Below are 18,899 nucleotides of genomic sequence, written 5' to 3' on the forward strand. Positions count from 1 at the left end.
GAAAATGGAATGTATAGTTTTCTAAAATACAAGACCTTTTCCGTGCTTTTCATTAGTAGAATTTAGCATTTTCTCTCTGGTTCGTCGGGAATCCGCAAAATACAAGTTAGCAGGAACCTGGCTTTTTCACGCTTTTGTCAAGCAAATGCAGAGGAAAGGCAACGTTGTGATATTCGTAAAAGATGAGATGAGGGAAGAACACAATCCACCGGTATACTTTCTCGGATATTACTGCAACGAGCTGTTGCAGTTTTGACTAATGAAGAAGCTTTATTGTAGATTTGTGATTCTGCGATTCTATTGTTCCAAACCGAATTTGAAAGTAGCTACCTTCAACCTTGATACACCCCGTATATGCTCACTTCTTCAGATACTCATACCCGAATCGGCAACGGAGGCACTTCTTCGCGTCGCAGTACTCCCGCTTGAGCTGGATGAGCGCCTGGCTGTCGGAGGCATTCTCCACGGAGAGGCCGCAGGACCGCCAGTTGCGGATGATGGCATTGTCCTCGGGCTTGAGCTGCTCCAGGAAGTCGAAGGCACGCTGACGAAGGACGGCGTCGTCCTTGTACGAACCGTAGGCGAAGAGGAAAGGGCAGAGGGTGTTGATGATGAGCAGGTCCTGCGTGGCGTGCGTCAGCTTTTTCACCCGACGGGGTGAGACGGACGCAAAGGTGTAGTGCGTGTCCCAATACTCCGAAGTCCGGGCAGTGAGGATGTCGCGCACGGCGTCGGTGTCTTCCGCCTCCAACAGACGGGAGAGGAGGGAAGGTTCGCGGAAGAAGAGCCACGCCATCTGAGCGATGCGGACATGAGGAAAGTTCACGGGACGGGTACGGAGGAAACGCCAGGAGGCTGACTCCATGCGGCGCAGCTCGAACTTATGTGCCAGGTAGAGGTACTCGTGTTGCAGACGCTCGTAGTAGGGGTCGCACAGTTCCTCTTCGAGCAATCCTGCCTGACCGAAGAAGAGGGCTTCGAGCTGGAAAAGGTCGTCGCGATGCTTGTCAAGCGCACGCAGGGGGACTGACCGTCCCCAACGCTCGAAGACGTCGCTGTTGAGACCGAAACCGAAGTTGCGTGCCAGCGTGACGAAGAGGGCATCGTCCCAACGGTGGTCACAGGACTCCACACAGTCCGCCACACGCTGTGCCTTGGCCTCCAGACGTTCATACTGGAGCGCCGTCATCCAGCTGTGCACCGTGAGGGCGGGCAGGGTGGAGATGATGGAGTGACAGGGCGGATAGCGGTCGGCATGCTGCAGCCCGTCATACCGTTCGGCAAGGCTGACAGGGTAGGGGAGAAGGAGTTGCGGGACGTGCCGCCCGTGGCAGTCGGTGACGTCGGCATCCAGTTCGGCAGCGACATGGAGCACGACGGAAGCATAGGCAGGGTCGGTGTCGTGTCCGTGACGGACCCAGTCGGAAGAGCGGTCGTGTATCTCCACATTTCCCACCCACAGTGTCGTGCCGATACGGAGCTTGGCATTGAAAAAATCAGGACCGGCATCGGGGTTCTTCAGTCCGGGGTCAATGACCTCGACCGTCTCTCCTTCACGGGTGCGCAACTCGTGGAGCGGGAAAATCTTGTGTTTCCACGCATAATGCAGCAACTCTTCCATGTTAATTGAGGTTATATAATGAGACAAAACTACAAAGTATCGCCGACAAAACGCTTATATTTGCAGAAATATTTGTGAATGAGCTGACAAGGAAGCTCACAAACCCACAACACTTAAAACGTACAAACTTACACAATCAAATGAAAATAGCACTGATAGGATACGGAAAGATGGGCAAGACCATTGAGCAGATTGCCCGGGACCGCGGACACGAGATTGTGTCCGTCATTGACGTGAACAACCCGCAGGACTTCGAGTCGGAAGCTTTCCGCTCGGCCGACGTAGCCATCGAGTTCACCGCACCTCAGGCTGCCTACGGAAACTGCATGAAGGCATTCGCTGCCGGAGTGAAGGTCGTGTCGGGCAGCACGGGCTGGATGGATGCACACGCCGACGAGATGCGCCGCCTCTGCCGTGAAGAGGGACGGACGCTCTTCTGGTCGTCAAACTTCAGCCTGGGCGTGGCCATCTTCTCTGCCGTGAACAAGTACCTGGCACGCATCATGGACAACTTCCCCAACTACGAGGTGAGCATGACCGAGACACACCACATCCACAAGCTCGACGCACCGAGCGGCACAGCCATCACCCTCGCCGAAGGCATCCTGGAGAACCTGCACCGCAAGACCTCCTGGGTGAAAGGCACGCTCACCGCTCCCGACGGTTCCGTCAGTGGAACAACCGACTGCCGCCCCGAGGAACTGCCCGTCAGCTCCATCCGCGAAGGCGAGGTGCCGGGCATCCACACCATCCGCTATGAGTCGGAAGCCGACAGCATCACCATCACCCACGATGCAAAGAACCGCAGGGGCTTCGCTCTGGGTGCCGTGCTTGCCGCCGAATATACAGCCACCCACGAGGGATTCCTCGGCATGGATGACCTCTTCAAATTCTAAGCGCCTATGAAACGACAATGGATCAAATTCGCCCTCGTGACCGTGCTTTACCTGCTCTTCCTCCTCTGGGTGAAGAGCTGGTGGGGACTCATCGTGGTGCCGTTCATCTATGACATCTACATCAGCAAGAAAATCAAGTGGACGTGGTGGAAGAAGTCGAAAAGCACCACCGTCCGGACAGTGATGAGCTGGGTCGACGCCATCGTGTTCGCCCTCGTGGCGGTCTACTTCGTCAATATCTACGCTTTCCAGAACTATGCCATCCCTTCGTCTTCGCTGGAGAAGTCGCTGCTCGTGGGGGACTACCTCTTCGTGAGCAAGCTGAGCTACGGTCCCCGTGTCCCGCAGACGCCACTCTCCATGCCGCTGACGCAGCATACGCTCCCCGTGTTTAACTGTAAGTCGTACATCGAGTGGCCGCAGTGGGACTACCGTCGCGTGAAGGGATTCGGACACGTGAAGCTCAACGACATCGTGGTGTTCAACTACCCGTCGGGTGACACCGTGGCACTGAACATGCAGAACACCGACTTCTACAGCCTCTGCTACCAAATCGGTGAACTGACGTGCCAGCAGAGCAACATCACCCTTCCCAACCTCGACAGCATCAGCCGCACCCAACAGCAGGAGGTGTACGGCTTCCTCTACCAACTCGGACGTGAAGCCATCGCCAACGACCCCGCCTACTATGGCGACGTGGTAGCCCGCCCCGTTGACCGGCGCGAGAACTACGTGAAGCGTTGTGTCGGACTGCCGGGACAGACGCTCCAGATCAAGGACCACATCGTCTACCTCGACGGACAGCCCAACAAGGAGCCGGACGAAGTGCAGTACGTCTACCACGTGGAGACCACGCAACCCATCCCGATGGAGCTGCGCCACGGGCTGGGCATCAGCGAGGAGGACGCTGCCGACCCCTACCTGCGCAACACCTCCTACACGCTTCCGCTGACACAGAAAGCATACAACGCACTGAAGGCGAACACCCGTCTGGTGAAGAGCATCAACTACGTGCAGCCCGGACAGGGGGACTGGCTCTATCCGCTCAACATGCACAAGGACTGGACCGCGGACAACTACGGCCCGGTGTGGATTCCGAAGAAAGGGGAGAGCATCCGTCTGACAGCGGACAACTACCTCATCTACGAACGTCCCATCCGGGTGTATGAAGGCAATGACTTCGAGGTGCGAGACGGCAAGTTCTACATCAACGGACAGCAGACCGACTCCTACACCTTCAAGATGGACTACTACTGGATGATGGGCGACAACCGCCACAACTCCGCAGACTCGCGCTACTGGGGCTTCGTCCCCGAAGACCACATCGTGGGCAAGCCCATCGTGGTGTGGCTCTCGCTCGACAAGGACCGAGACTGGTTCGACGGCAAGATACGCTGGAACCGCCTCTTCAAGATGGTGGACAACATCAAGTAAACTCATTGGGACGGGCAGGTGTGAGGGGCACTTCTCCCGGCGCCGCCCGTCCGCTCCAAACAACAACCGATGAAGCAACTCCTGAAAGCTGTACTGATTGCTGCCGCCTTGGTCGTCCTGATCAAGGTGTTCGCTTTTACGTCGTGCACGATTCCGTCGACAGGCATGGAGAACAGTCTCCTGCGCGGCGAACGGGTCATCGTGAACAAGTGGAGCTACGGACTGCGCCTGCCCCTGATGGGGATGACAGGCTACCACCGTCTGGCTGCACGCGGCGTGGAACGGGGCGACATCGTGCTCTTCAACAATCCCGCAGGCAAGGGGACCATCGACCGACGCGAACTGTTCATCAACCGTTGCATCGGACTGCCGGGCGACACGCTCATGCTGAACGGACAGCTCATCCAGACACGCGACCAGGTGCTCAGCCCCGACAGCAAGCTGGTGTATGCCTACCCCGGCGAACAGGAAGACCTCGTCGTGGAGGCGATGCGGCGCGTGGGCATCGGCGACAACAAGCTCGTGGGCTTCGACCGGGGCGACTTCCTGCGGAGCTTCAGCCACTATGAAATCTACCTGATGCGGCAGGAGCTGCGCGGACAGGTCACGTTCCGCTCGCTGCAGACTGACACGGCAGACGGGGTGCACCCCTTCGTCGTCCCCGCACGGGGCAGGGCGATGAGGGTCTATCCGTGGAATGCCAAACTGCTCTGCAACACCATCGTGCAGCACGAGGGACGGCAGGCACGCCTGCAAGGCGACACGCTCTGGGTCGACGGACGGCGCGTGACGAGCTACACCTTCACGAAGGACTACCACTGGGTTGCCTCGAACAACTCGGTCAGCCTGTGCGACTCGCGCCTCTTCGGCTTTGTCCCCGACGACCACATCATCGGGCGGGCATCGCTCATCTGGTTCTCCAAGGACACGGAAGAGCCCTTCTGGCACGGCTTCCGATGGAAACGCTTCTTCCGCCTCGTACAATGACCCATTCACTCACCCCCGCAACTCAACGATGATGAAAGACACAATCTACCTCAGTTCCGCCTACCTCGCTCCTGTGCAATACTACACCAAGCTCTACGCCTGCACCAAGGCATGCGTGGAGCAGCACGACCACTATGTGAAGCAGACCTACCGCAACCGGTGCAACATCGCCACGGCGGACGGCGTACTGGCCCTTTCCATCCCCACCGAGAAGCCCGGGACACTGAAGTGCGAGATGAAGGACATCCGCATCTCCGACCACGGCAACTGGCGCCACCTGCACTGGAACGCCCTCTGCTCCGCCTACCGCCACAGCCCGTTCTTCGACTACTATGCCGACGACTTCCGCCCCTTCTACGAGCAGCGGTACACCTTCCTCTACGACTTCAACGAGGCACTCTGTGCGCTCGTGTGCAGCCTCATCGACATGCAGCCGCACATCGTCCGCACGGACGAATACAGGCAGACGTTCGGTCCCGACGAGGCGGACGTCCGCGAACTCATACACCCCAAGCATCCCTGTACCGACGACCCGGACTTCCGCCCGGTGCCCTACTACCAGGTCTTCAGTGCCCGGCACGGCTTCCTGCCCAACCTGAGCATCGTCGACCTCCTCTTCAACATGGGGCCCGAGAGCCTGCTCGTCCTGAGGGACTCCATCGTGACGGGTACCCGAACGGCGGCAGACAAACGAACCAACAAATCAACAGAACCATAAATTCAAAACAGCTATGAACGAATTATTCAGTGTAAAAGACAAGGTCGTAGCAATCACCGGCGGTACCGGCGTGCTCGGCAAGGAAATCGGCAGCTACCTGGCAACCCAAGGAGCCAAAGTGGTCATCATGGGACGCAAGGCGGAAGTGGGCGAAGACATCGTGGCAGACATCAAAGCCAAAGGCGGTGAAGCCATGTTCCTGAAGACCGACGTCATGGACGTCAAGGTCGTGGAGCAGAACCTCGCCGACATCCTGGCTGCCTACGGACGTGTAGACGCCCTGCTGAATGCGGCAGGAGGCAACATGCCCGGCGCCACCATCGCCCCCACGGGCACCTTCTTCGACCTCAAGCCCGAAGAGTTCGAGCGCGTGCTCAACCTGAATCTCGTCGGCACGGTCATCCCGACCCAGGTGTTCCTCAAACCGATGGTAGAGCAGAAGCAAGGCTCCATCGTCAACTTCTCGTCGATGGCGGCATTCCGTCCGATGACCCGCGTATGCGGCTATGCGGCAGCGAAGGCCGGCATCTCCAACTTCACCCAGTTCATGGCTAACGAAGTCGCCACCAAGTTCGGCGAGGGCATCCGCGTGAACGCCATCGCTCCGGGATTCTTCCTCACCGAGCAGAACCGCGCCCTGCTCACCAACCCTGACGGCAGCTACACCCAGCGCGGACTGGATGTCATCCGCCAGACTCCGTTCAAGCGCTTCGGACGCCCCGAGGAGCTGGACGGCACCATCCAGTATCTCATCAGCGACGCATCGAAGTTCGTCACCGGCACCGTGGCCGTGGTCGACGGAGGCTTCAACACGTTCGCCATGTAATGACAACCGACAGCCAACCCCCTAACTAAACGGAAAGAACAATGATACTCTGTGAACAAACCTGGCGCTGGTACGGACCCAACGACCCCGTCAGCCTGCAAGACATACGACAGACCGGAGCCACCGGCATCGTGAACGCACTCCACCACATCCCCAACGGAGAGGTGTGGACGGTGGAAGAAATCATGAAACGCAAGGAGATGATCGAAGCTGCCGGACTGAAGTGGAGCGTGGTCGAGAGCGTCCCCGTCCATGAACACATCAAGACGCAGACGGGTGACTTCATGCGCTACATCGAGAACTACAAGGAGAGCCTGCGCAACCTCGCCAAGTGCGGCATCTACATCGTGACCTACAATTTCATGCCCGTGCTCGACTGGACCCGCACGGACCTCGCCTACGAGATGAAGGACGGCTCACGCGGACTGCGCTTCGAGCGTGCCGCCTTCGTGGCATTCGACCTCTTCATCCTCAAGCGCCCGGGCGCCGAGAAGGACTACACACCCGAGGAAATCGAGAAGGCAAAGGCACGCTTCGCCGGCATGAGCGACGAGGACAAGCACCGCCTGACGCGCAACATGATTGCCGGCTTGCCCGGCTCGGAGGAGAGCTTCACCGTCGAACAGTTCCAAGAGGCGCTCGACCGCTACAAGGACATCGACGCCGAGAAGCTGCGCAGCAACCTCATCTTCTTCCTCAAACAGATATGCCCCGTTGCCGACGAGGTTGGCGTGAAGTTCGTCATCCACCCCGACGATCCGCCTCAGCCCATCCTGGGACTGCCGCGCATCCTCAGCACCGAGGAGGACTTCTGCAAGCTCGTCGAGGCAGTACCCAACCCGTCGAACGGACTCTGCCTGTGCACCGGCTCGTTCGGCGTCTCCGCCAAGAACGACCTTGCCGGCATGATGGAACGCCTGGGCGACCGCATCAACTTCGTCCACCTGCGGAGCACGCAGCGTGACGCCGAAGGCAACTTCTTCGAGGCGAACCACCTGGAGGGCGACGTGGACATGTATCACGTCATGAAGAACTTCCTCAAGCTCCAGCAACGCCGCGGCATGTCTATCCCCATGCGCCCCGACCACGGACATCAGATGATTGACGACCTCCACAAGACGACCAACCCGGGCTACTCCTGCCTGGGACGCATGCGCGGACTGGCCGAGCTGCGTGGTCTGGAAATGGGCATCGCCAAGAGCATGGAGGAGAACTGACCTCTGCCGGCGAACGACCGTCACTGAGCTCCTGACAAGAGACCGCACCCTGTCCGCGGGACAGCACCCGGTCTGACAAACGAAGGCACGGAACGAACCCCGAAAGGAATCGTCCCGTGCCTTTGTCTTATGTCGCGGTGGCCAATGGTTCAGGTTCAGTCGCCCACAGCCCCGACCGCCTCGCGGATGGGAGTGCCGATGCATCCGCTGGGCATCTGGATATGCAGCAGGGCGGAGACGGTGGCGGCAATGTCCGTCAGGTGAACCTCGCGGACGGTCTCGCCCGGACGGATGCCCCAACCCATGAAGAGGATGGGCACGTGGGTATCATACGGACACCACACGCCGTGAGTCGTCCCCCGTCCGTGACGGCTCTCACCATCGTACCAGCCGGGGTTGAGCACCACCTGGATGTCGCCGCTGCGCTTGGCATTGTAACCGTTGATGACACGGCTGAGCACAGGGGCGGGCAGGGGAGCGGAGCCTGCCTTCTCAAGGTCGACGGCATACATGACGCCCTCACAGCCTGTCAGGTAGCGCACGAGGGCCTGCTTCACACGGGCGAAGGCGTCCGCGTCAGGGAACTTATCGCGACGGAGGAACACCTGGTAGTTCATCACCGCCTGCACGGCATCCTGCACGCCGAAGTCCGCAGCCACCAGCGAATCGAGCGCAGCCTTCACGCCGCCCGTGTCCCAACTGCCGGAAGGAATGCCACGGTCCGCCAGGAACGTCACGTTGTGGGCGGCGGCATGGTCGGCAGTGAGGAAGACGGTGTAGTTTCCTGCCCCCACCTTCTCGTCGAGCAGGGTGAGGAAGGCGGCAACGTCGCGGTCAAGGCGCAGGTACGTGTCCTCGGTCTCCACGGCATTCACGCCGAAGCGGTGACCCACATAGTCGGTCGATGACAGGCTGACGGCAAGCAGGTCGGTGATGCTGTCCTGCCCGAGCGCCTCGTGCTCAAGGGCCTCGCCTGCCATCTGCAGCGTCAGGGTGTTGCCGTAGGGTGTCTCACGGACGATGCCGTAGCCGTCAGCCTCCAGCAGCTGCGAGGTCGCAATGGGGAACACCGGCTTGCCGCCCTTCACGAAGGGGTCCTCATAGGGCGTGTCGTCCGCCGTGCTCTGCGTGTAGGTGTCTGACGGAAGGAGTGTGTGCCAGTCCTGCTCCAGCAGGCGGCGGGCGGGGTCGGTGTCATTGAACGCCTTCACCCACGCCGGCAGCTCGTCGCGGTAATAGGAGCTGGTAATCCAGTGTCCCGTCGCGCTGTCGAACCAGTAGGCGGCGTCTGCGGTATGTCCGCCGGGGAGAATCGCCGCCCGGTCCTTGAGCGAGATGCTGATGACCTTTGCGCGGAAGTTCGTCGCCAGGTGCAGCTCGTCGCCCAGCGTGGTGACAAGCAGGTTGCGGGGCGACATCTTCCCGGCCGCATTGTCGCTGCCCACACCGTGCACGGTGGCATCGTCGGTGCAGTAGGTCTTCCGCCCCGTGGAACGGAAGATGAAGTCGTTGCCTGCTATGCCGTGGATGGAGGGGACGGAGCCTGTATAGATGCACGTGTGCCCGATGGCTGTCACGGTGGGGACATAGTTCAGGTGGGCGTTCTCACAGCTGAACCCGTCGTTCAGCAGACGCTTGAAGCCGCCGTCGCCGTAGCGGTCGGCATAACGGTACAGATAATCCCAGCGCATCTGGTCGACCACGATGCCGACGACCAGCCGGGGACGTTCCACTTGCGCCGGTTCTGCCGCACCTGCCGGACAAAGGTTCAGGGCGAAGGCGGCGCACATTGTCAAAAGAGCTTTCTTCATCATTATATAATAGGTATGGTTGGTTTCGGGTGTCGCCTCCCGCGGGGACGAGCAGCCGTGCCGTCCGCTACACACCCCGTCGGTTGACACTGCAAAAGAAGGGGGTCGGAATGACATACCTGTTACAACGGTGTAAAATCACTGTGGCAAGGCGGCGACAAGGGGGACGGACTTCATTTTGTCACCCGTCAGTAACACGCATGAAACAGGAAAGCTGCTATCTTTGCCAGTGAGAAACAAAACCGAAGGACCCATACATCCAAACACTCCAAATGCCTATGAAAAAGATACTGATGGCAGCCTTGTTGGCTGCGGGCTCATGGACAGCCTTGTCTGCCCAAACCCAAGTGATTGCACACCGCGGATACTGGGACTGTGACGGCTCGGCACAGAACTCCATCGCGGCACTCGTGAAAGCTGCCGAGGCAGGTGCCTACGGCTCGGAGTTCGATGTCTCAATCACTGCGGACGGCGTCCCCGTGGTCAACCACGACGACGACATCCAGGGACACGTCATTGAGACAACGGACTATGCCACCATCAAGGACCTGAAACTGCCCAACGGGGAGACGCTTCCCACCCTGGAGCAATACCTCGCCAAAGGTAAGGAAACGCCGGGCATCCGCCTGGTCCTCGAAATCAAGCCCCACAAGCTGGAGGCGAACGAGAACCGTGCCGTGGAGGCCATCGTGGCGCTCGTCCGGAAACACGGGCTGGAGGGGCGGACGGACTACATCTCCTTCAGCATGAACATCTGCAAGCAGCTGGTGAAGCAGGCTCCCGGCGCACCGGTCTACTACCTGAACGGCGACGTCACCCCCGCCGAACTGAAACGGTTGGGCATGGCAGGCTTCGACTATCACTACAAGGTGCTCCGGAAGAATCCCGGATGGATAGACGAGGCGCACCGCTTGGGCATGAAGACCAACTCATGGACGGTGGACGACACCGAGGTGATGCAGTGGCTCATTGACCGCCGCATAGACTTCATCACGACCGACAAGCCCGTCGAGCTGAAACGGCTGCTGGAGAAGAAGTGAACTCTTTCTTTCCATATTGACCTACGAACTGGGGATTATTGATTGTTTTTAAAGCTTGTGCCACGCCGGGGTCTGCCGCTTGCTGAAAGCCGCAGCGCTCCGAGCGTGGACTTTTTTTACCATCCGATTTGTACCCACGGGTTCCCTGCTTCGTACGGACACGTCGCCACGAGCGTACGGACAGGCTCGTACGAAACTCTTCATAAGTGATTGATAATCAAGGGGTGTTTTTAGAGAGAAAAAGGGACGAGGCGGAAGAGGGATATGTTGTTTGTTTTTACTGTCTGAGGAACGGGAAAAAAGGAATGTTTCAAGAGCTCAAGCGTTGTTCCCGCAACAGTTTCCGTGTGTAGCATGACAGTTCCTCCTTTTTCAAATCAAACGCGATACAGACAAAGTTCATGTCCCGGGACGAGAGGTGGGGCAGTTCCTTAACAATCTGGCGAAAGCCCTCTATGCCGCCGTAAAGGTCGAAAGCAGCGAAATAGTCACTGAGCCAACCTCGCTCCACCACTCTCTGCACGACAATCTTGCGCGACTTCCACCAATCGAAGCATGAAAGGTCATAGTCCCACAGCAGGGAAGGGGAGAGCGTACACATTGCACGGGAGTCCTTATAATCATCAAAGATAGTCATGAGCAAATGGTTTAGAAGTTCTTACAACAAAAGTAGGTCTTTTTGTCAGAACAGGCAAGCCGGACCCTGCAAAAAGAAACAGGGCGGCGTCTTTTGCCTCGCAGACTCATTTTCCGGGAGCGAAGAAAGACGCATTGCAAAAGTAATCGTACCTTTGCAAGTGAGTTGTGTCAGATGAACCCACCCGACTGTAGGGATGCATGATTCCTGGATTCCCTGCGGAGGACCACTTCGGCACAACACCCTGGACTTGAATACGGATGATTATGGAAGAAAACTTCGACATACGCAGCCAACAGTACAACAACCGTGAGCGCGAGTTTGAGAACGCGCTCCGCCCGTTGCAGTTCAGCGACTTCAGCGGGCAGGACAAGGTCGTGGACAATCTGCAGGTGTTTGTCAAGGCGGCACGCCTGCGCGGAGAGCCGCTCGACCACACGCTGCTGCACGGACCTCCCGGACTGGGGAAAACCACCCTGAGCAACATCATCGCCAACGAACTGGGCGTGGGCTTCAAGGTGACCTCGGGACCGGTGCTCGACAAACCCGGCGACCTGGCGGGTCTGCTCACCTCCCTGGAACCGAACGACGTGCTCTTCATCGACGAGATACACCGGCTCTCGCCCGTCGTCGAGGAATATCTCTACTCGGCCATGGAGGACTACCGCATCGACATCATGATCGACAAGGGCCCGTCGGCACGGAGCATCCAGCTCGACCTCAACCCCTTCACCCTCGTGGGTGCCACCACGCGCAGCGGACTGCTCACCGCCCCCCTGCGTGCCCGCTTCGGCATCAACCTCCACCTGGAATATTACGACGACGACATCATCAGCCGCATCATCCTGCGGTCGGCACACATCCTGGACGTGCCCTGTGACACCGACGCCGCCGGGGAAATCGCCTCGCGCAGCCGGGGTACGCCGCGTATCGCCAACGCCCTGCTGCGCCGCGTCCGCGACTTCGCCCAAGTGAAAGGCTCCGGACGCATCGACGTGGACATTGCCCGCTTTGCGCTGGAGGCTCTCAACATCGACCGCTACGGGCTCGACGAGATAGACAACAAGATACTCGGGACCATCATCGACAAGTTCGGCGGCGGACCCGTCGGGCTGTCGACCATCGCCACCGCCCTGGGCGAAGACCCCGGCACGCTGGAGGAGGTCTACGAGCCGTTCCTCATCAAAGAGGGCTTCATCAAGCGGACGCCACGCGGACGCGAAGTGACCGAGCTTGCCTACAAGCACCTGGGCCGCAACCGCTTCTCTGCCGGCAGGACGCTGTTCGACTAACCGGACCACCGTGGGGCCGTGAGGCAGGCGGACGTCCGTGCCTGCCGTTCCCTCCTCCGCCACGCGCCGTCCTTCACTGAAAGACATTATGGAACTGAAATCACTGGCCAAGGATACGGCCATCTACGGACTGAGCAGCATCGTGGGGCGTTTTCTCAACTACCTGCTCGTCCCCCTGTACACGAATGTCATCCCAGCCTCGACGGGAGGCTATGGCATCGTCTCGAACGTCTACGCCTTCACGGCGCTGATGCTCGTTTTCCTCACCTTCGGCATGGAGACCGGGTTCTTCCGCTTCGCCAACCGGCAGGACGAAGACCCGCGGCGCGTCTATGCCAACGCACTGCTCTTTGTCGGCGGACTGTCACTGCTCTTCGTCATCGTCTGCCTCGCCGGGCTGGGACCGCTCTCCGACGCGCTGGAGTATGCCGACCACCCCGAGTTCGTGGGCATGATGGTCGTGGTCGTGGCGCTCGACTCGTTCCAGTGCATCCCCTTCGCCTACCTGCGCTACAAGAAGCGGCCCATAAAGTTCGCCGCCATCAAGCTCTTCTCCATCGTGGGCAACATCGCGCTCAACCTCTTCTTCCTGGTGCTCTGTCCGTGGCTCATGCGGACGGCCCCCGGGACGGTCGACTGGTTCTATGACCCGGACTACGTGGTGGGCTACATCTTCCTGAGCAACCTCATCTGTTCCGCCGTCCAGATGTTCTTCTTCATCCCCGAGCTGCGCGGCTTCAGCTACCGTGTCGACCGCGCCCTCATGCGCCGCATGGTGTCCTACTCCTTCCCGCTGCTCATCCTCGGACTGGTCGGCGTGCTCAACATGACCGTGGACAAGATGATTTATCCCTTCCTCTACGACGACCGTCAGGAGGGCATGAAGCAGCTGGGCATCTACAGTGCCACAAGCAAGGTCGCCATGGTCATGGCGATGTTCACCCAGGCGTTCCGCTATGCCTACGAACCGTTCGTCTTCGGCAAGAGCAACGACAACGACAGCCGCGAGACGTATGCCAAGGCGATGAAGTACTTCTTCATCTTCGCCCTGCTCGCCTTCCTCGCCGTGATGGGCTACATGGACATCCTGCGCTACCTCGTCGCCCGCGACTACTGGGAAGGGCTTTCGGTGGTCGCCATCGTCATGGGCGCCGAGATTCTCAAGGGCATCTACATGAACCTCTCGTTCTGGTACAAGCTGACCGACGAGACGCGCTGGGGTGCCTACTTCTCGCTCATCGGCTGCGCGGTCATCGTGGGGCTGAACGTGTGGCTCGTGCCGCGCTACGGCTACCTCGCCTCCGCCTGGGCATCGGTGGCAGGCTACGGCGTCATCACCCTGCTGTCCTACTTCATCGGCCAGCGGAAGTACCCCATCCGCTACGACGTGCGTGGCATGGCTGTCTACCTGCTGCTGGCAGCGGTGCTCTACGCCGCCTCGACATTTATCGGGCACCTGGGGCTTCCTTTTGCCCTCCGCCTCTTGCTTAATACGTTGCTATTGCTGATATTTGCAGCCTACATCCTGAAGAAGGACCTCCCGGCACGGCAACTGCCGTTCATCGGCCGCTTCTTCCGACGGACGTAAGGGAGTCTTCCCACTCCCGCACAAGGCTGGCGGAGCGCAGAGTTTTTTAATTATTTTTCTCTGCGCCTCCGCTTCCCTGTGTCCGGGCAGGCTTTATTCACAATCCATAATCCATAAACCCAATGACAATGAAAAAGACAATGACCAAGCTGCTAGCGGGCATCCTCTGCTCGCTGATGTTCGCCCCCTGTGCGTATGCCGACGAAGGCATGTGGGTGCTGAGCATGCTCAGCAAGCGCTCGCAGAAGCAGATGAAGGCACTGGGCCTGAAGCTCAACGCCAAACAGCTCTACAACCCCGACGGCCCGTCGTTCAAGGACGCCATCGTCAGCTTCGGCGGCTTCTGCTCGGGCGTGGTGGTTTCACCCGACGGACTGGTGTTCACCAACCATCACTGCGGCTACGGCTCCATCCAGGAGCACAGTGCGCCTGACCACGACTACCTGAAGAACGGCTTTGTGGCGCGCACGTACAAGGAGGAGCTTCCCAACCCCGACCTACACGTGAGCTTCCTCATCCGCACCGAGGACGTGACGCAGCGCGTAAAGGCTCTGCTCACCGACGACATGGGGCTGAGACGCCGTCAGCATGTGGTCGACTCCGTGAGCCGCGCCATCGAGAAGGAGGCTGTCGCCGGCAACAAGCTGTTGCGTGCCGAGGTGGCATCCTACTACCAGGGCAACGAGTTCTACCTCTCCATCTATAAGGACTACAAGGACGTGCGGCTCGTCTATGCACCGCCCTCGTCGCTGGGCAAGCTGGGCGGCGATACCGACAACTGGATGTGGCCGCGCCACACGTGCGACTTCTCCGTCTTCCGCATCTATGCCGGTCCCGACAACGAACCTGCCGAATACTCCCCCGAGAACAAGCCCTACCAGGCATCCGCCTATGCCCCCGTGTCGCTCAAAGGCTATGAGGAAGGCGACTTCTGCATGACCATGGGCTATCCCGGCTCGACCGAACGGTACCTGTCCTCCTTCGGCGTGGACGAGCGCATGAAGACCTCGAACGCAGCCATGATACAGATCCGTGGCATCAAGCAGGACATCTGGACCTCCTACATGGAGCAGGACGACGCCACCCGCATCAAGTATGCGTCGAAGTTCGCCTCCAGCTCCAACTACTGGAAGAACAGCATCGGCATGAACCAGAGTATCGCCGACCTCGGAGTCATCGGGCAGAAGCAGGCGCTGGAGAACCGTCTCCGCACCTGGATCGCCCAGCACCCCGACATGCAGAAGAAGTACGGCACGATGCTCCCGGCACTGGAGCAGGCATACAAGTCGCGCTTCAATGCCTCACACGCACGCAGCTTCTTCTACGAAAGCCTGCTGGGCTCTGCCGAGCTGCCGCGCTTCGTGATCAACTTCCTCCAGCTGCGCGTGAACGACATGACGCCGGAGATGAAGGAGCAGACCCTGAAAACCTATGAAGGCAAGTACGCCGACATGGACCTGAACATCGACAAAGAGGTCTTCGCGACCATGCTCAAGACCTATGCCGAGGTAGTGCCTGCCGAGAAGTACCATCCGTCGCTCTACCAGACCGTGGCACAGAAGTTCGGCGGGGACTTCAAGGCGTACGTGGACAGCCTCTACGCACACACCGCCTTCATCACCCTCGACGGACTGAAACGCTTCCTCGCCAATGACACGACGTTCAACCTGCGTCAGGACCCCATGACGCAAGTTGCCGTCTCGCTCATCCAGGCCTACAACGGCATAGCCGACGAGTCGGGAAAGGACGACGAGGTCGTGGCACTCAACGAGAGCAAGCTCTGCGACGCGCTGCGCGAGATGGAGATTGACCGCGACTTCTACCCCGACGCCAACTCCACCCTGCGCATGAGCTACGGCGTGGTGAAGAGCTATGACCCGCTCGACGCCGTACACTACAACTACTACACCACCACGCAGGGCATCCTCGAAAAGGCAAAGAAGGGCGCACAGAACAGCGACTACTACATCCAGCCGGAAGTCCTCAAGCTCTTCAACGGCAACTACGGCCGCTATGGCAACAAGCAGGGAGACATGAACACCTGCTTCCTCTCGACCAATGACATCACCGGCGGAAACTCCGGCAGCGGAATGTTCAACGGCAAGGGAGAGCTCATCGGCCTCGCCTTCGACGGCAACTGGGAAGCCATGAGCGGAGACATCGTCTTCTCGCCGAAGCTCCAGCGCTGCATCGGCGTGGACATCCGCTACGTGCTCTACGTGATCGAGAACTACGGTCACGCCGACCGCCTCATCAACGAACTGAAGCTGAAGTGACGGCTTCACGCTGACACGCCTACCTAGAAGTAGGTATTTTGCAAGGTGCGGCATGCTTTTCAGACGAGAGCATGCCGCACCTTTGTTGTCTGTGCCTTACCTTTGGCGCGTCAACCGGCGAAACGGCTAGTACCACGGCAAACAACGTTTCACCAATAAACCTTGATATGAAATCTATTCTAAACCTATCCCTCCTGTGCCTGCTCGTGCTGGCACCGGCAATGCCACAGCGTGTGGCAGCCGACACGGTCGTGACCGCAGAACGGAACACTGACGCCAATGTCTACGGACATGTGATTGACAAGAAGACGGGCGAGCACTTGCCCTACATCCGCGTGACGGTGAAGGGAACCACCCTCGCCGCAATGACCGACGCCACCGGACACTACTTCCTCAAGAACCTCCCCGTGGGACGCATCACCCTCGAAGTGGGAGCCATCGGCTACCGGACACAGCAGCGCGAGGTGACCACCACCGCCGGGCACACACGCGAACTGAACTTCGAGCTGGAGGAGTCTGACGTCGCACTCGACGAAGTGGTCGTCTCCGCCAACCGCAGCGAGACACGCCGACGCGAAGCACCCAACCTCGTGAGCGTCCTCAGCTCCAAGCTCTTCGAGACTACCCAGTCCGCCTGCCTCGTGCAGGGGCTGAACTTCCAGCCGGGCGTACGTACGGAGAACGACTGCCAGAACTGCGGCTTCTCGCAGGTGCGCATCAACGGACTGGACGGACACTACTCGCAGATACTCATCGACTCGCGTCCGGTGTTCTCCTCGCTCAACGGCGTCTACGGGCTGGAGCAGATCCCCGCCAACATGATTGAGCGCGTCGAGGTGGTGCGCGGCGGCGGTTCGGCACTCTTCGGCGCCTCTGCCATCGGAGGGACCATCAACATCATCACCAAGGAACCCGTGCGCAACTGGGCGGAGGCAGGACACACCTTCACTGCCATCGGGGGAGGGGATGCCTTCGACAACACGACCACGGCGAACGTCTCCCTTCTGACCGACGATGCACGGGCGGGCTTCATGGCATACGGACAGAACCGCTACCGCCAGGGCTACGATGCCAACGGCGACGGCTACACCGAGCTACCGGTACTCCGCTCGCAGACCTTGGGACTGAACAGCTTCCTGCGCGTCAGTCCGTCCTCGAAGTTCACGCTGCAATACCACGGCATCAGTGACTTCCGCCGCGGAGGAAACGCCTTCGACCTGCCACCCCACGAGGCGAACGTCGCCGAACAGGCAGAGCACAACATCCACGGAGGCGGACTGGCGTACGACTTCCTCGCCCCCGACGGACAGGACCGCGTGAACGCCTACTTCTCCTTCCAGGCAACGACTCGCAAGAGCTACTACGGCGGCATCGGCGAGGGCACGCCCGACGACATCGAGACGGCTGCCAAGGCGTACGGCACGACACACAACCTGAACTACATCCTCGGCACGCAGTACGTCCACTCCTTCCCCCGTCTGCTCTTCATGCCCGCCGACCTGACGCTGGGCGCGGAGTACAACACCGACAGGCTGACCGACGTCATCAAGGGCTATGACCACCGGCTGGAGCAGAAGGCACACATCGGCAGCTTCTTCTTCCAGAACGAATGGAAGACCCCTCAGTGGAGCCTCCTCCTGGGCGGACGGCTCGACAAGCACAACTTCATCGACCGCCTCATCTTCAGCCCCCGCGTCAACGTGCGCTTTAACCCGACGGATGACGTCAACCTGCGACTGAGCTACTCGGGCGGTTTCCGTGCCCCGCAGACGTTCGACGAGGACCTCCACGTGGGCATGGTGGGTGGCAGCCGGCTCGTGACGGTGCTTGCCGACGGGCTGCGCGAGGAGCGTTCCAACAGCTTCAGCCTCTCCGCCGACCTCTACCGCCGCTTCGGCGACGCCATCCAGGCAAACCTGCTCGTCGAAGGCTTCTACACCAAGCTGTCCCACGTGTTCGCCCTGCGTCAGCTGGAAGAGAAGGACGCCAACGGAAACAGCGTGCAGGAGCGCTACAACGCCTACGGGGCAAAGGTCTACGGCATCAACCTCGAAGGCAAGGTGGCGTTCGACCGGCTGCTGCAGGTACAGGCAGGACTGACGTTGCAACGGAGCCTCTACGACGAGGCCATCGCCTGGAACGAGGACGTCCCCGAACAGCTGTACCGCCGCATGATGCGCACGCCCGACACCTACGGCTACTTCACCGCCACGCTGACGCCGCTCAGCCGCCTCTCGGTCTCGCTGACGGGCAACTACACGGGCAGCATGCTCGTGGGGCACAATGCAGGCTCGGGCACGGAGACACCCGTGGCGGTCGACACGCGCAGCTTCTTCACCCTGGGCACGAAGGTGAGCTATGACTTCCCCGTCGGCTCGCACCTCACCCTCCAGGTGAATGCCGGTGTGCAGAACCTCACCGACGCCTTCCAGAAAGACCTCGACACGGGCTGGAACCGCGACTCTGCCTACATCTACGGTCCGTCAACACCCCGCAGCTTCTTCGTCGGCGCAAAGATTGTCTACTGACGGACGCCTTCTCCCGGCAACGGAAAAC

14 protein-coding genes are annotated in these 18,899 nt (G+C 59.8%); 11 read left to right on the forward strand and 3 right to left on the reverse strand.

The features are described from left to right. Positions 1-358: 358 nt before the first annotated feature. Positions 359-1,621 carry a DUF2851 family protein gene (locus M3087_RS04105; RefSeq protein WP_249093939.1) on the reverse strand — a complete coding sequence of 421 codons (1,263 nt, stop codon included), beginning with the start codon at positions 1,619-1,621 and terminating at the stop codon, positions 359-361. A 140-nt stretch (positions 1,622-1,761) separates the two neighbouring features. On the opposite strand from M3087_RS04105, the gene dapB reads away from it, so the two are divergent. The 6 genes from dapB to uxuA all read left to right on the forward strand — a co-directional run bounded on the left by dapB (position 1,762) and on the right by uxuA (position 7,699). Further along, a complete protein-coding gene (gene dapB / locus M3087_RS04110) occupies positions 1,762-2,517 on the forward strand; it encodes a 4-hydroxy-tetrahydrodipicolinate reductase (RefSeq protein WP_106483886.1) in 756 nt (251 codons plus the stop codon). A gap of 6 nt (positions 2,518-2,523) precedes the next feature. Continuing rightward, entirely contained in the window at positions 2,524-3,951 is a 1,428-nt protein-coding gene (lepB, locus tag M3087_RS04115; RefSeq protein WP_249093941.1) for a signal peptidase I, read from the forward strand. Between the two features lie 69 nt (positions 3,952-4,020). Then, positions 4,021-4,938 (forward strand): signal peptidase I, encoded by a 918-nt coding sequence (gene lepB / locus M3087_RS04120; RefSeq protein WP_249093944.1) that lies wholly within the window; start codon positions 4,021-4,023, stop codon positions 4,936-4,938. A gap of 31 nt (positions 4,939-4,969) precedes the next feature. After that, entirely contained in the window at positions 4,970-5,656 is a 687-nt protein-coding gene (locus M3087_RS04125; RefSeq protein WP_249094021.1) for a WbqC family protein, read from the forward strand. 13 nt (positions 5,657-5,669) lie between these two features. Then, entirely contained in the window at positions 5,670-6,482 is an 813-nt protein-coding gene (locus M3087_RS04130) for an SDR family oxidoreductase (protein WP_249093946.1), read from the forward strand. Positions 6,483-6,523: 41 nt separating this feature from the next. After that, positions 6,524-7,699 (forward strand): mannonate dehydratase, encoded by a 1,176-nt coding sequence (uxuA, locus tag M3087_RS04135; protein ID WP_249093948.1) that lies wholly within the window; start codon positions 6,524-6,526, stop codon positions 7,697-7,699. Positions 7,700-7,854: 155 nt separating this feature from the next. Here uxuA and pafA read toward each other — a convergent pair whose 3' ends face one another. After that, on the reverse strand, positions 7,855-9,510 hold the full coding sequence (pafA, locus tag M3087_RS04140; RefSeq protein ID WP_249094022.1) for an alkaline phosphatase PafA: 1,656 nt from the start codon (positions 9,508-9,510) through the stop codon (positions 7,855-7,857). 272 nt (positions 9,511-9,782) lie between these two features. Here pafA and M3087_RS04145 point away from each other — a divergent pair, with 272 nt between their 5' ends. After that, on the forward strand, positions 9,783-10,550 hold the full coding sequence (locus M3087_RS04145) for a glycerophosphodiester phosphodiesterase (RefSeq protein ID WP_249093951.1): 768 nt from the start codon (positions 9,783-9,785) through the stop codon (positions 10,548-10,550). Positions 10,551-10,860: 310 nt separating this feature from the next. On the opposite strand, the gene M3087_RS04150 is transcribed toward M3087_RS04145, so the two are convergent. After that, positions 10,861-11,187: a DUF6922 domain-containing protein gene (locus M3087_RS04150; protein ID WP_106625695.1), complete on the reverse strand. Its 327-nt coding sequence runs from the start codon at positions 11,185-11,187 to the stop codon at positions 10,861-10,863. 266 nt (positions 11,188-11,453) lie between these two features. Between M3087_RS04150 and ruvB the strand changes: the two genes are divergently transcribed. The 4 genes from ruvB to M3087_RS04170 all read left to right on the forward strand — a co-directional run bounded on the left by ruvB (position 11,454) and on the right by M3087_RS04170 (position 18,871). Then, complete coding sequence (gene ruvB, locus M3087_RS04155; RefSeq protein WP_022384961.1) at positions 11,454-12,479, forward strand: Holliday junction branch migration DNA helicase RuvB; 1,026 nt, start codon at positions 11,454-11,456, stop codon at positions 12,477-12,479. 85 nt (positions 12,480-12,564) lie between these two features. Then, positions 12,565-14,067 (forward strand): lipopolysaccharide biosynthesis protein, encoded by a 1,503-nt coding sequence (locus tag M3087_RS04160; protein ID WP_249094024.1) that lies wholly within the window; start codon positions 12,565-12,567, stop codon positions 14,065-14,067. Between the two features lie 140 nt (positions 14,068-14,207). Next, the gene (locus tag M3087_RS04165) at positions 14,208-16,343 is read left to right on the forward strand and encodes a S46 family peptidase (RefSeq protein WP_410796840.1); all 2,136 of its coding nucleotides are present in this window, start codon (positions 14,208-14,210) and stop codon (positions 16,341-16,343) included. Between the two features lie 167 nt (positions 16,344-16,510). After that, complete coding sequence (locus M3087_RS04170; RefSeq protein WP_249093953.1) at positions 16,511-18,871, forward strand: TonB-dependent receptor; 2,361 nt, start codon at positions 16,511-16,513, stop codon at positions 18,869-18,871. Positions 18,872-18,899 lie beyond the last annotated feature (28 nt).

It is taken from the genome of Mediterranea sp. ET5 (genome assembly GCF_023337025.1).
In the GTDB taxonomy this organism is placed as follows: Bacteria; Bacteroidota; Bacteroidia; order Bacteroidales; family Bacteroidaceae; genus Phocaeicola_A.

Excerpts from the sequence above, each read along its gene's own strand:
- M3087_RS04105 (WP_249093939.1), bottom strand. The coding sequence starts at position 1,621 with ATGGAAGAGTTGCTGCATTATGCGTGGAAACACAAGATTTTCCCGCTC.
- dapB (WP_106483886.1), top strand. The coding sequence starts at position 1,762 with ATGAAAATAGCACTGATAGGATACGGAAAGATGGGCAAGACCATTGAG.
- lepB (WP_249093941.1), top strand. The coding sequence starts at position 2,524 with ATGAAACGACAATGGATCAAATTCGCCCTCGTGACCGTGCTTTACCTG.
- lepB (WP_249093944.1), top strand. The coding sequence starts at position 4,021 with ATGAAGCAACTCCTGAAAGCTGTACTGATTGCTGCCGCCTTGGTCGTC.
- M3087_RS04125 (WP_249094021.1), top strand. The coding sequence starts at position 4,970 with ATGAAAGACACAATCTACCTCAGTTCCGCCTACCTCGCTCCTGTGCAA.
- M3087_RS04130 (WP_249093946.1), top strand. The coding sequence starts at position 5,670 with ATGAACGAATTATTCAGTGTAAAAGACAAGGTCGTAGCAATCACCGGC.
- uxuA (WP_249093948.1), top strand. The coding sequence starts at position 6,524 with ATGATACTCTGTGAACAAACCTGGCGCTGGTACGGACCCAACGACCCC.
- pafA (WP_249094022.1), bottom strand. The coding sequence starts at position 9,510 with ATGAAGAAAGCTCTTTTGACAATGTGCGCCGCCTTCGCCCTGAACCTT.
- M3087_RS04145 (WP_249093951.1), top strand. The coding sequence starts at position 9,783 with ATGCCTATGAAAAAGATACTGATGGCAGCCTTGTTGGCTGCGGGCTCA.
- M3087_RS04150 (WP_106625695.1), bottom strand. The coding sequence starts at position 11,187 with ATGACTATCTTTGATGATTATAAGGACTCCCGTGCAATGTGTACGCTC.
- ruvB (WP_022384961.1), top strand. The coding sequence starts at position 11,454 with ATGGAAGAAAACTTCGACATACGCAGCCAACAGTACAACAACCGTGAG.
- M3087_RS04165 (WP_410796840.1), top strand. The coding sequence starts at position 14,208 with ATGACCAAGCTGCTAGCGGGCATCCTCTGCTCGCTGATGTTCGCCCCC.
- M3087_RS04170 (WP_249093953.1), top strand. The coding sequence starts at position 16,511 with ATGAAATCTATTCTAAACCTATCCCTCCTGTGCCTGCTCGTGCTGGCA.